The following is a 12259-nucleotide window of genomic DNA, read 5'->3' as shown; positions in this document are numbered from 1 at the left end:
CGCCAAGCCTGAGTTGTCTGCGCGCCCTGCGAGGCTGGGCGCGCGAGCATGTTGACCCGATGAAGAGACGCCGTCGCACAACGGGTGGCCGGGAGCCACGGCCGATCAGTGATTCGATCCGGGCGGTCACTGCCGGCTTTGGTTCTCGAGGGCGCGCGATGGACCTCAACGAGCGTTGGACTGAGGCGGTCGGGGAGGCGATAGCGGCCCACTCACAGCCCGAGCGGCTCGACGCCGGCCGGCTGACCGTCGTGGTAGACGACCCTGCCTGGGCGACAGAGCTGCGCTATCACTCCAGCCGGATTCTGGCTGCATTGAACGCCGAATCGGGTGCCGCGACGATCGCTGAGCTCCGCTTGCGCGTGCAACCTGGGACTTGACTCAGAAAAGTACTGTTGACCTGCGGTTTTAGCACTACGCGAACGGCTCATTCTGCGCCAAGAAAGGCACACTGTCCAGTAGACTGGTGAGCCGTGACCGACACCGCCCTGGCACCCAGTTCAGCGGCAGGAGCGGACGGCGCAGACGCAGCTGGCAACACCGTGGTCGGCGACTACAACGCCGATGCCATCACCGTGCTCGAAGGCCTCGAGCCAGTGCGTGAGCGACCGGGCATGTTCATCGGTTCGACCGGTCCGGCGGGGCTGCATCACCTCGTGTACGAGGTGGTCGACAACGCCGTCGACGAAGCCATGGCAGGGCACTGCAGCTCGATCGACGTGACCTTGCGGGCCGATGGCACGTGCAGCGTGACCGACGACGGCCGCGGCATTCCTGTCGAAGCTCATCCGCAGTATCCCGACAAGTCGGCGGCCGAAGTCGTCCTCACAGTGCTCCACGCCGGCGGCAAGTTCGGCGGCGCTGGCTACAAGGTGTCCGGCGGGCTGCACGGCGTCGGCGTTTCGGTGGTGAACGCCTTGTCGTGCGAGCTGGAAGCGATCATCGACCGCGAAGGACGGCGCTGGAAGCTGCAGTTCCGTGACGGTGGCGAGCCCGTTGGCGATCTGACCGATACCGGTCCTTCACCCGATGAGGGCACGGGCACCACCATCACGTTCAAACCCGACCCGACCGTGTTCGACCACGTCGAGTTCCGTGCCCAGACGCTGACCGAGCGGCTGCAGATGATGGCGTTCCTGAATGCTGGCCTGCGAATCGGCTTCGTCGACGAGCGCCGACCTGAGCCGGTCCGCCACGAGTACTGCTACCCGGGCGGCATTCGCGACTTCGTACGGCACCTCAACGAGACCTCCGAGACCCTATTCGACGAGGTCGGCTATCTCACTGCTGTCGAAGACGGCGACGAGGTGGAGATCGCCTTCCAGTGGAACACCGGCTTCAACACCGACGGCATCCACAGCTTCGCGAACGGCATCAACACCATCGAGGGCGGTATGCACACCGAGGGGTTTCGCTCGGCGCTGACCTTGGCAGTGAACGCCTACGCCAAAGATCGCAAGATGCTGCGCCCCGACGACGGCAATCTGCAGGGCGATGACATCCGTGAGGGCCTCACCGCGGTGGTGAGCGTCCGCATGGAATCACCGCAGTTCGAAGGCCAGACCAAAGCCAAGCTGGGCAACACCGCCATGCGCAGCCTGGTGCAGAAGTCGGCCTACAGCGGCCTGGGCGAATGGCTCGAAGAGCACCCCAGCGAGGCCAAGCTGGTGCTTGGCAAGGCCGTCGACGCCCGCCGGGCCCGCGTCGCCGCGCAGAAGGCGCGCAATACCGTCCGCAAGTCGGCACTCGGGGGCGCTGGCCTGCCCGGCAAGCTCACCGACTGCTCGTCGGGCGACCCCGCCGAATCAGAGCTGTACATCGTGGAGGGCGACTCAGCGGGGGGATCGGCCAAGGAGGCCCGCGATCCCGCCACTATGGCGATCCTGCCAATCCGGGGCAAGATCCTCAACGTCCAGCGCAGCCGCCCCGAGCGGATCTTCGACAACAACGAGATCGGCGCGCTTATCTCGGCGATCGGCGCAGGTGTCGACGGTGCGACCGGCGAGGGGGGCTTCGACGTCGCCAAGGTGCGCTATCACAAGGTGATCCTGCTGTGCGATGCCGACGTCGACGGCAGCCACATCCGCACCCTGCTGCTGACGTTCTTCTTCCATCGCATGCGTGCGCTGCTGTCGGGGGGCTGCGTGTACATCGCCCAGCCGCCGCTGTACTCCACCAAGGTCGGCACCGACTCCGTCTACCTCAAAGACGACCGGGCAAAGGCGGCGTTCCTCGAACAGCGGCCCAACCACCGCAACGAATTCCAACGTCTCAAGGGCCTCGGCGAGATGGACGCCCAAGAGCTGTGGGATACCACTATGGATCCAGCCAGCCGGACCTTGCTTCGCGTCACGCTCGAAGAGGCCGCCACAGCCGATCTCATCTTCAGCATCCTCATGGGCGACGACGTGGATGCCCGCCGGGGCTTCATCCAGAACAACGCCAGCGACGTCCGTTTCCTCGACGTCTGAGCTGACGGACAGACGGATCCGGCCGGGAGCGACATGAGCAACGACGAACCCGACACCGGCCCGTCCCCCGGGAGCAGCGCCGTCGGCGTGGTGGATGTCGAGATCCAGACCGAGATGGAGCAGTCGTTCCTCGACTACGCCATGTCGGTCATCACCTCGCGGGCGCTGCCCGACGCCCGTGACGGCCTCAAGCCGGTGCATCGCCGGATCCTGTGGTCGATGTTCGACACTGGCCTGCGCCCAGACCGTCCGCACAAGAAGTGCGCCACCGTGGTCGGCGACGTCATCGCCAATTACCACCCCCACGGTGACGGATCGATCTACGACGCGCTGGTGCGGATGGGCCAGTCATTCAGCCTGGGCAACACCCTGATCGACCCGCACGGCAACTTCGGCTCGCCGTCTGACCCGCCGGCCGCCTACCGCTACACCGAGTGTCGGCTGACCAATTTGGCCATGACCATGGCCGAGGGCATCGACGAGGAGACGGTGGATTTCGCGTCCAACTTCGACGGTTCCCGTACCGAGCCGATGGTGATGCCGTCTCGCTTTCCGAATCTGCTGGTCAACGGCAGCCAGGGCATCGCGGTGGGCATGGCTACCAACATCCCCACGCACAACCTGGGCGAGATCATCGACGCCACGATCCATCTCATCTCCCATCCCGAGGCCACCGTCGAAGACCTGATGGAGTTTGTGCGTGGGCCTGATTTTCCCACCGGTGGGCGGATGCTTGGGCGCGCCGGCGCTCGTGAGGCTCTGACGACTGGCCGTGGCTCAGTGAAGCTGCGGGCTCGAGCCGAGATCGTCGAGCACCGCAAGCGGACAAGCATCGTGGTTACCGAGATCCCCTACCAGACCTCGATCGAGAACATCGAGCGCAAGATTGCCGACGCGGTGAATCGCAAGGTCATTGAGGGCATCACCGAGTTACGCAACGAGTCTGCCAAGGGCGTCACCCGTTTCGTGATCGAGCTGCGGCCGTCGGCACCGGTGAACGTGGTGCTCAACAACCTGTGGAAGCACACGCCGCTGCAGTCGAGTTTTGCCGTGAACATGGTGGCGCTGGTCGACGGTGTGCCCCGCACCCTCAACCTCAAAGACGCCCTGGTCGCCTACGTCGATCACCAGATTGAGGTGGTCACGCGGCGCAGCCAATACCGGCTTGACCAGGCCCGAGCCCGAGCCCACATCGTGGAAGGCTTGCTGCGCGCGCTCGACCTGATCGACGAGATCATCACCTTGATCCGCGCCAGCGAAGATCGGGCGGCGGCGCTGGAAGGCCTGTGCGCGGAGCCGATGTCGTTCAGCGCTGAGCAGGCCAATCACATCTTGGACATGCAGCTCAGCCGTCTGACCCGGCTGGGCCGCACACGGCTGAGTGACGAGTTAGCTGAGTTGGCGCAGGTGATCGTCGAGCTCGAAGCAATCCTCGGCGACGACACACGGCTGCGGCAGGTCATCATCGACGAGCTGAGCGCGCTGCGGGCCGACCACGCCACGCCTCGACGCACCGAGATCGTCACCGATCCCGGCGAGATGGATGCGGAAGATCTCATCGAGGACGAACCACTAGTGGTGACCTTCACCCGCGAGGGCTACGTGAAGGCCACGTCACCCGACATGTTCCGCACCCAGGGCCGCGGAGGTCGTGGGGTGCAGGGCGCGCGGCTCAAGGACGACGACGTGGTGGTCCGCGTCCTGCTGACGACGGCGCACGCTTGGCTGCTGTGCTTCACCAACCGCGGCCGGGTACACCGGCTGAAGGCCTACGAGGTGCCGCTCACGAGCCGCACCGCGCGGGGCACCGCACTGGTGAACTTGCTGCAGCTCGCCCTCGACGAACGCGTCGAAACGGTTGTGGAGGCTCGGGAGTTTCCACCGGATCGATACCTGATGTTCGTTACCCGGCAAGGACTCGCCAAGAAGACGTCGCTGAGTGCGTACGAGAACATCCGTGCCAACGGGTTGATTGCGCTGAGTCTGAGAGACGGTGACGAGCTGGTACGGGTGCTCGAAACATCAGGCGACGACGACGTTCTCGTCGTGTCCCGAGCGGGTCAAGCCATGCGGTTTGGGGAAGACGACGTGCGGTCGATGGGACGCAACGCGGCCGGTGTGCGCGCTATGCGCTTGCGCCCGGGCGATGTGGTGGCGTCGGCGGATGCGCTGACTCCCGATGACCCCCGCGACCTGCTCGTGGTCACGAGCGCCGGCGCCGCCAAGCGCACGGCCGCGAACCGGTTCCCTCGCAAGGGCCGCGGCGGGCTCGGCATCATCGCGGTCAAAATGCCCAACGCTGAGTCACAAGTAGTTGGCGCCCGTCTGGTGGACGCCGACGACGAGGTCATGCTGGTGTCCTCTGGAGGGGTGCTCATCCGCACTCCGGTATCGGACATCTCCGCTCAGGGGCGTGCCGCGGCCGGTGTGCGGGCGATGGCCCTCGAGGACGGCGTACAGGTTGTGGCAATCGCGCCCGTCGAGCTGCCGGACATTCCCGACGCCGACGAATCCGATGACGCAGACGCCGGCGAAGTCACCGAAGTCAGCGAAGTCGACGGCACAGTTCGCGAAAACTCTGCAGATGAAGCGAGCCCGACGCCATAGCGTCAGCCAATGCCGACAGATGCGGCACCGGCGGCACCGGCGACACCGAGCCAGCGCGGGCAGGCGGCACTGCCGGTGGCGCTCATGGCCTTGGCGTTGCTCATCAGCATCGGGTTGGTGGCCCGCTGGGGTCAGGCGGCGCTCGCAAGCTCACGGGCGCAGGGCGCAGCCGACGCAGCCGCGCTGGCGACTCTCGCAGCAGCCGACCTGCATGCCATCGCCGAAGGTGTGCCGCCGGACAATTCCGTGGCGTTGTCTGCGGTGAGGAATGCGGGCGGGTCGCTGCTCGCCTTTGAAGCGCACGTCAACAGCAGCGAAGTGTTGGTGGAAGTCGTCGCAGAGGTTGACGGTCAGCGCGCTTCGGCCGCGGCGGCGGCGTCGCTGCCACCGGTTCCGGGGGCGAACGGGCGGGCTGGCGACTGACTCCTACACTGCGAAGCGTGGCCGATCCGACATCCGGTCAGGGGCCGCCGTCGCCGGAGCAAAGCGGACCGACTCCCACCGACGAGCTGTTCGCGGAAGCGTTGGGCATCACCCCGACGAGCCGCGCGCCCGTCCCGCCCCAGATCCCGCCCGCGCCGCCGCACGCCTCACAGGCGCCGTCGCTCCACCCGTCACCCGGCCAGCAGGTGCCGCCGCCCCACCAGGCGCAAACCCCGCGGGTGCGGTGGGCATGGCTGAGCCAGCGTCAGGCTCGGGTGCGCCGCACGCATCGGATCCTGCGCCACATCGACCCTTGGTCAGTCTTCAAGGTGTCGGTGCTGCTGTACGCCTGCCTGTATGTGGCTGTGCTGGCCGCCGGGGTGCTGCTGTGGAACGCGGCCCAGCGGTCAGGCCTGGTCGACCAGGTGGAGTCGTTCATCAGCGAAGTCGGCTCCTATGAGAGCTGGACGATCGACGGCGCGGTGATCTTCGGGCGTGCCCGGATCGTCGGCCTCATTGTCGCTGTCGTCGGCGTCGCTTTCAACGTGGTGATGGCGATCATGTTCAACCTGATCAGCGATCTCACCGGCGGCGTGCGGGTCACTGTGCTCGAAGACGACCGCCGCCCCCCCGCCCGCTAGATCTCCGAGCCGGCCGACGCAGATGCCAGAGCTTGTGGGAGCACGCCGATAACCAGCTTGGTCGCTGCGGCGGCCTGGCTGTAGTGTGTGCGGCTTCGCGGGGCTATAGCTCAGTCGGTTAGAGCGCACCCCTGATAAGGGTGAGGTCGTTGGTTCGATTCCAGCTAGCCCCACAAGAGGGCCCGCAGCAGTCATGGTGAGCTTCCTTCGCCGTGCCCTGCTCGCGGTCGTCGTCGGCGGGCTGGTCACCATCGTCCTGCGCCTGCGCCCCTCCCAAGACGTGCCGCGCCGCGAGGGCAGCTGGCGCGAGCTGGCCGGTCCTGGCTTACGGTGAGCTGAAATGAGCCTGAACCCGTGAGCACCGTTGCCGTCATCGGCGCGGGTGCTGTGGGGCAGCGCATCGCCCGGCAGCTTGCGTCGCGGCCCGACGTGGATCGCTTGGTGTTGGGGTCGCGCCACACCTCTCGCCTGCGGGGCCTTGCGTCACAATTGCTCGACGTGGACGTGGAGGTGCTCGAGCCCGGTGCGTTGCCCGAAGCTGACGTCGTGGTGCTGAGCCTGCCGAGCGGGGGTCACGCTGCACTGACCGAGAAGGCCCTCGAGCGGAGCTCGCACGTGGTGTCGCTGTCGGGTGCCGTGACCGACGTCGAGCAGTTGCTCGCGATGGACAAGCGGGCCGCAAACGCCCGACGGTCCGTCGTGGTCGGAGCGGGTTTCTCGCCGGGGTACAGCTGCCTGCTGGCGCGTCACGGTGCTGCCCAGTTCGACATGGTGACCGAGGTGCACATAGCCCGGGTCGGCACTGGTGGTCCCGCCTGCCAGCGCCAGTTGCACCGCGCCCGCACCGGCACTTCGGTCGACTGGCGCGACGGGCAATGGCGTCGTCGCCGCGGCGGTTCGGGACGTGAGCTGGTGTGGTTTCCCGATCCGCTCGGCGCGCATGACTGCTATCGGGCGGCGCTGGCAGACGCGCTGCTGCTCGTGCCCGCCTTCGGCGAGGTCGAACGGGTGACCGCACGCGTCGCGGGCACCCGGCGCGATCGCCTCACCGCGATGCTGCCGATGCTGCGGCCGCCGCATCCCGAAGGCGGCCCCGGGGGAGTGCGTGTGGAGCTGCGCGGCCTGCGAGACGGCCGCCACTGCACCGACGTGCTCGGTGTGATCGATCATCCGAGCGCCGCTGCTGCCGCGGTTGCAGCGACTGCTGCAGGCTGGGCACTGGCCGACGAGCTGCCCACAGGCGCGTGGGGGCTGGGCATGCTCGACGATCCGTTGCCCTGGCTTGCTGAGCTGGCCCAGCGCGGTGTCCGCGCTGCCGCCTACGAAGGGGCACGCCTGTAGCGCCTCGGCAGAAGATGCAGGATTCATAGCTGCAAAGGCGGCTGGAGACTCTGCGACGTTGCGACCGGCTGGATCGCTGGAGCAGAGGGTCCTGCCGCCTCCGCAGCGGTCGCTCGGTCAGATCCGTACTTCGCGCTGCCAATCGGCGAGCAGGCTGTCGTCTCCGAACGTCTCGAGCTGGTCGGTGCCGCCGCGGCCCCACACGAACAGCAGCAAGCTCTGTGCCGTCCCCCGGGCGGCCACGTCGCACTTGCGGTGCGCATGCTCAACCTCGATGCCGCTTTGGGTGCGGGTGATCACCCATTCCCCGTCGGCATCGGTGGCATGCAGGTGAATGGTCTGTCCGTTGCCGGCGAAGACGTCTGGCTGGCGCACCGGCAAGAAGAAGTCGAAGAGCTCATCGATGCCATCGATGGCGGCAGCGGGTTCGATCGGTGCGGGCGTGGGGTCATAGGCAGCTTGGGCGTCCCAGCGGTGCATCACGGCTTCGTTGGCCATGCGACGCTGCCAGAAGCCGATGGTTTGGTCGTGGGGGTGGAAGCTCCATGACGGCTCGTTGGGGTCGCGGTCGGCGAGCACGTCGGTGATGCGAGCGAGGGCATCGGCATGCCACTGCGACAGCGAGCAGTCGGGCTGGATGATCGAGTCGCGCTCGACGGGCCCGCCAGCCGCGATGCTCGAACCGACGAAAGTCCACACCCCCGCGCAGTGACCGATCAGACCCTCCAGATCCCATCCTTCGCAACGAGGAATGGCCCGCTGCCAGTCGTCGGGGTTGGCCTCGGCCCTGGTCGCGACCTCGTCGAGTCGAGCGCCTTCTGTTGCCAGCCACTGTGCGTAGGGTTGCTGCGTCATGGCTGCAGTTTCTCTCTCGTCGGTTGCCGGGGCGTTCGCATCGATCCCGAGTCCGTCGCGCAACTCTGTCTCGCTCGGCCCACTCGACATTCGAGCCTATGGCGTTGCCATTGGCGTGTCCGTGCTGGTTGCGTTGTGGATCACCAGCCGTCGCTGGCGCCGGGCGATTGCAGACCGAGACGATGCGTACCGGGCTCGCTCCCATGACCTGGTCGGCACCATTGCGATCTGGGCGGTGCCGTCAGGGCTGATCGGTGCCCGGCTTTATCACGTCATCACCGACTTCGACCGCTACCAGGACAACCTCGGCGATGCGGTGAAAATCTGGCAAGGCGGCCTGGGCATCTGGGGCGGCATCTCGGTGGGCGTTCTGGTCGCGGTGTGGATGCTGCGTCGGGGCGGACACAGCACCGGGGCGATGCTCGACGCGCTGGCGCCCGCGCTCGCAGTGGCTCAGGCGATCGGCCGGCTGGGGAACTGGTTCAACCAGGAGCTCTACGGCCGCCCGACGGATCTGCCGTGGGGGCTCGAGATCGACCAGGCACACCGTGTGGCCGGCTACGGCCTCGAAGAGACGTTTCATCCGACGTTCGCCTATGAGGCCCTGTGGAATCTGTGCCTGGCGGCGACGCTCGTGTGGGTGGTGCCCAAGGTGCTGCCGCGCCTGCGCACCGGCTACCTGTTCGCGATGTACGTGTTCGGCTACACCGCTGGACGGTTGTGGATCGAACTGCTGCGCATCGATACGGCCAACGAGCTGTGGGGTGTGCGGCTCAACGTGTGGACCAGCATCGTGGTCGGCCTTGCAGCGTTGGCAGCGGTGCTGGTGGGCCTGCGCCGCGGTCCTACCGAGGAGACCGAGTCCGGCGACGCTGACTCTGACGGCGGCAATGTTGATCCCGAGATCGACGACCCGGAAACGCAGGGCGCCGAGACGAACGGCTGACGGTCGGCGACCAGCGCGGCCGCCGGTGATCAGCTGAGCAATCCGATGAGCGTCTCGCGGGTGGCGGCCTGCTCGTCGAGGGTGCCGAATGCGGAGCCGGCGAACGACGTCACCCCGCAGTCGGCCAGTGCGTTGATGCGGTCGCCGACCTCAGCAGCACTGCCGATGATGGCGATGTCTTCGGGCCCGCTCAGGCCCTCCCGGTCGATCATCGCCCGGTAGCTGGGCAGCGTCCCGTACACCACCAAGTCTTTGGCCGCTCGGGCCCGGGCAGTGTCGACGTCATCGGTCACGCACACCGGGAAACCGGCGACGACCTGCGGCGCCGGTCTGCGGGCCTCGGCTGCTGCCTCGTTGATGGTCGGCGCGGTGTGGTCTCGCAAGGTCGCCGGTCCGGTCATCCAGGTGATGGTGCCGTCGGCCATGCGGCCCGTCAGTCGCAGCAACTGGCTGCCCAGCGCTGCCACGAACACCGGCGGCGCGTCGGCCGGCGGGGGGGTGATCTCACCTCGGCCGACGACGGCGTCGCCGCCGTGAGACACGCGCCGATCGGTGAGCAGCTTGGTCAAGATGGTCAGGTAGTCGCGCATGTGGGCGATCGGCCGGTCGAAGGAGTAGCCCCACATGCCTTCCACGACCGGCTTGTGCGACGGGCCGATGCCGAGATCGAGGCGACCGCCGATGATCGCCTGGGTCGTCAGGGCCTGCTGGGCGAGCATCATTGGATGCCGCGGGTAAGTCGGCACCACCGACGTGCCGACACGGATGCCGGGCACGTCACGGGCGGCAACAGCGATGGTGGTCAGCGCGTCGTGGCCGAAGATCTGCGGCGTCCAGTAGCGGCCGAAGCCTTGCTCGGATGCCTCGCGGATGCTGGCCTCGAAGCGCTCAGGCGTGGTGTCGAATCCGAACAGCTCAATATGCATGGCTGGGATCGTAACGGTGCCGCTCGCCCCTTCTCCGCTATCGATGAGGATCAGGCGAAGGTGTCGAACAGTTCTTCGAGCGCCTTGAGCTGGCCCCCGCTCGTGCTCGACGGCACCAGGATCGGCGTCTTGCAGCCGGCGTCGAACCATGCCTCGACGCCGTCGCGGACCTCGCTGGCGGATCCGTACAGCGTCGCATTCGACAGCCAGTCATCGGTCATCGCCCGGTTCACAGCGTCGCCGTCGCCTGCGGCAATGGCCGCCTCGACCGCCTCCATCTCGTCGACCCAGCCGGCCTGCTTCCAGTAGTTCCGGTAGTTCGGCAGCGCGACGTAGCCCGACAGCGTCTTGCGGTTGCGGGCCGCGCCTGCAGAGCGGTCGTCGTCGATGACGGTCGGGATCATGTTTCCCACGAAGAAGTCGTCACGGTTTGCGGCGTCGCCGAGGTGCGCCACCGAGTTGGCGAAGTCGTTGCAGCTCGCATTCGCCCAGACCGCCCCGCAGCTGATCTCGGCCGACAGCTCGGCCATGCGCTGACGCAGCGTGGCCAGCACAATCGGCGGGAGCTCACCGTGCTGCTGCGAGGCCGTCTCCATGGCAGCGATGTACTCGCGGATGTCGGCGAGTGGCTTGCCCGGCGTGATGCCGAGGCGCTGGTGCACCGGGCCGTGCGTCACGCCGATGCCCAGCCAGAAGCGTCCGCCCGAGACTTCGTGGATGAAGGCCGCGGTCGAGGCCATGTCTACGGGGTTGCGGAAGTAGATCGGCTGCACCGAAGTGCCGAAGTGGATCTCGTTGGTGACGTGGGCAATGGACTGGCACAGCGCCACCGGGTCGCCCATGGAGGGGCAGTAGATACCGCTGAATCCTCGTTGTTCGATCTCAGCGGCGATTTCCAGGGTGCGCTCGCGCCGGCCGCGTACGGCCGCCAGCGAAATGGCAGGCATGTTCATGCGGCGTTTCCTAGCAGACGTGCCCGATTGTCGCCGTTTCGCCGGGAGGGTCTCCAAGCGGTTTGCGGGCCACGAAGCAGTACAGCGGCGTGAAGATTCCCGTCTTGCCGCCGGCGACGTATGCCTCGGCAGTGCGATCCAGCAGCTTGGCGATCTCGGCGGTGCCCCTGGGCAGCACCCTCAACGTTTCGCCAACGCGTGCGGACCCAATGGCGAGCCGGCGACCCAGGGGTGTTCCTCTCAGGGTGCTGCTGCGGGTTCCGCTGCGCGCCTCCATGGGCTGATACCACGGAGTGGTCGAGCCATTTTCTGCAGTGCCGCGGTCGGCGCCTTCGATGACCTCGAATCCTGCCGATTCGAGTGCTGCGTTGACTTCTGCAAACGTTGCGATCTTGCGCAGCGCAATCCCGCGCATGAGTTCTTGTTTGATGTCTTGGTGCTGAGCGTTGTCAGGATCGAACGTGTCCGTCAGGCACATTTCCTGCCCCCACAGCAGGGCGCCGGGCTTGAGCACGCGCGCGATCTCGGTGAATGCGCCGACCTTGTCGGGCGCGTGACATGTCGATTCGATCGCGTAAGCGCGGTCGTACGTGTTGTTGTCGATGGCACCCATGTCCATGAAGCTGGTTTCCACGTAGTCGATCATGTCGCTGAGGCCTGCTTCGGCGGTCAATGACCTTGCCCTGGCCAGTTGGACTTCGCTGCTGTTGATGCCGGTGACCCTGACGCCTGATTCTCGAACCACCGTCCGCATCGGTCCGCCGATGCCGCACCCGACGTCGATGACCGACATCGGTTCGCGCAGGTCCAGCTTGTCGATCATCAATCGCTGATGGCGGAGCTTGGAGTCTTCCAAGCTTTCTGAGGCAGTCAGTGGTGCGAAGTGCAGGGATTCACCCCAGCCGTAGATCATGAGATGGCTGCAGATGTCGTAGTACTCGCGTGCTGTCTCGGCGTGGTCGGAATTCGCGCTGTCGTCGGGTGCCAGCGTCTTGTCGAGCCGTCCGTTGAGTTGCTCCACCCGGTGTCGAAGATCTGAGTCGCGGTACGACGCTCTCAGTCCGCGCGCTACTTGCCAGATGCTGCTCACCCGGCG

At 66.6% G+C, this 12259-nt stretch carries 12 protein-coding genes and 1 tRNA gene; 9 read left to right on the top strand and 4 right to left on the bottom strand.

Annotated features, from left to right (window positions below; translation table 11 throughout):
- The first annotated feature begins 59 nt into the window (after positions 1-59).
- The 8 genes from ACOOF5_RS06335 (at position 60) to ACOOF5_RS06300 (ending at position 7483) form a co-directional block, all read left to right on the top strand.
- Complete coding sequence (locus ACOOF5_RS06335; protein ID WP_420437687.1) at positions 60-380, top strand: DciA family protein; 321 nt, start codon at positions 60-62, stop codon at positions 378-380.
- Between the two features lie 162 nt (positions 381-542).
- Positions 543-2471: a DNA topoisomerase subunit B gene (locus tag ACOOF5_RS06330; RefSeq protein WP_420440903.1), complete on the top strand. Its 1929-nt coding sequence runs from the start codon at positions 543-545 to the stop codon at positions 2469-2471.
- A 33-nt stretch (positions 2472-2504) separates the two neighbouring features.
- Entirely contained in the window at positions 2505-5078 is a 2574-nt protein-coding gene (gyrA, locus tag ACOOF5_RS06325) for a DNA gyrase subunit A (RefSeq protein ID WP_420437686.1), read from the top strand.
- A gap of 9 nt (positions 5079-5087) precedes the next feature.
- A complete protein-coding gene (locus ACOOF5_RS06320; protein WP_420437685.1) occupies positions 5088-5501 on the top strand; it encodes a pilus assembly protein TadG-related protein in 414 nt (137 codons plus the stop codon).
- Positions 5502-5518: 17 nt separating this feature from the next.
- A complete protein-coding gene (locus ACOOF5_RS06315; RefSeq protein WP_420437684.1) occupies positions 5519-6142 on the top strand; it encodes a DUF3566 domain-containing protein in 624 nt (207 codons plus the stop codon).
- 99 nt (positions 6143-6241) lie between these two features.
- A tRNA-Ile gene (locus tag ACOOF5_RS06310) sits at positions 6242-6315 on the top strand.
- 23 nt (positions 6316-6338) lie between these two features.
- Positions 6339-6476 carry a hypothetical protein gene (locus ACOOF5_RS06305; protein WP_420437683.1) on the top strand — a complete coding sequence of 46 codons (138 nt, stop codon included), beginning with the start codon at positions 6339-6341 and terminating at the stop codon, positions 6474-6476.
- Between the two features lie 20 nt (positions 6477-6496).
- Complete coding sequence (locus ACOOF5_RS06300) at positions 6497-7483, top strand: Gfo/Idh/MocA family oxidoreductase (protein ID WP_420437682.1); 987 nt, start codon at positions 6497-6499, stop codon at positions 7481-7483.
- Between the two features lie 117 nt (positions 7484-7600).
- Here ACOOF5_RS06300 and ACOOF5_RS06295 read toward each other — a convergent pair whose 3' ends face one another.
- The gene (locus tag ACOOF5_RS06295; RefSeq protein WP_420437681.1) at positions 7601-8338 is read right to left on the bottom strand and encodes a maleylpyruvate isomerase family mycothiol-dependent enzyme; all 738 of its coding nucleotides are present in this window, start codon (positions 8336-8338) and stop codon (positions 7601-7603) included.
- Between ACOOF5_RS06295 and lgt the strand changes: the two genes are divergently transcribed.
- Complete coding sequence (gene lgt / locus ACOOF5_RS06290) at positions 8337-9284, top strand: prolipoprotein diacylglyceryl transferase (protein ID WP_420437680.1); 948 nt, start codon at positions 8337-8339, stop codon at positions 9282-9284. The genes ACOOF5_RS06295 and lgt overlap by 2 nt on opposite strands.
- A gap of 29 nt (positions 9285-9313) precedes the next feature.
- On the opposite strand, the gene ACOOF5_RS06285 is transcribed toward lgt, so the two are convergent.
- From ACOOF5_RS06285 to ACOOF5_RS06275, 3 genes are read right to left on the bottom strand one after another with little or no spacing between them, the layout of a single operon-like run.
- The gene (locus ACOOF5_RS06285; protein ID WP_420437679.1) at positions 9314-10210 is read right to left on the bottom strand and encodes a TIGR03564 family F420-dependent LLM class oxidoreductase; all 897 of its coding nucleotides are present in this window, start codon (positions 10208-10210) and stop codon (positions 9314-9316) included.
- A gap of 50 nt (positions 10211-10260) precedes the next feature.
- The gene (locus ACOOF5_RS06280) at positions 10261-11163 is read right to left on the bottom strand and encodes an LLM class flavin-dependent oxidoreductase (RefSeq protein WP_420437678.1); all 903 of its coding nucleotides are present in this window, start codon (positions 11161-11163) and stop codon (positions 10261-10263) included.
- Positions 11164-11173: 10 nt separating this feature from the next.
- Positions 11174-12253: a methyltransferase domain-containing protein gene (locus ACOOF5_RS06275; protein WP_420437677.1), complete on the bottom strand. Its 1080-nt coding sequence runs from the start codon at positions 12251-12253 to the stop codon at positions 11174-11176.
- Positions 12254-12259 lie beyond the last annotated feature (6 nt).

Origin of the sequence: Candidatus Poriferisodalis sp. (assembly GCF_965214215.1) — a bacterium.
In the GTDB taxonomy this organism is placed as follows: domain Bacteria; phylum Actinomycetota; class Acidimicrobiia; order Acidimicrobiales; family Poriferisodalaceae; genus Poriferisodalis.
Note: the sequence above shows the minus strand (reverse complement) of the source record. Positions and strands in the feature narration are given on the sequence as shown.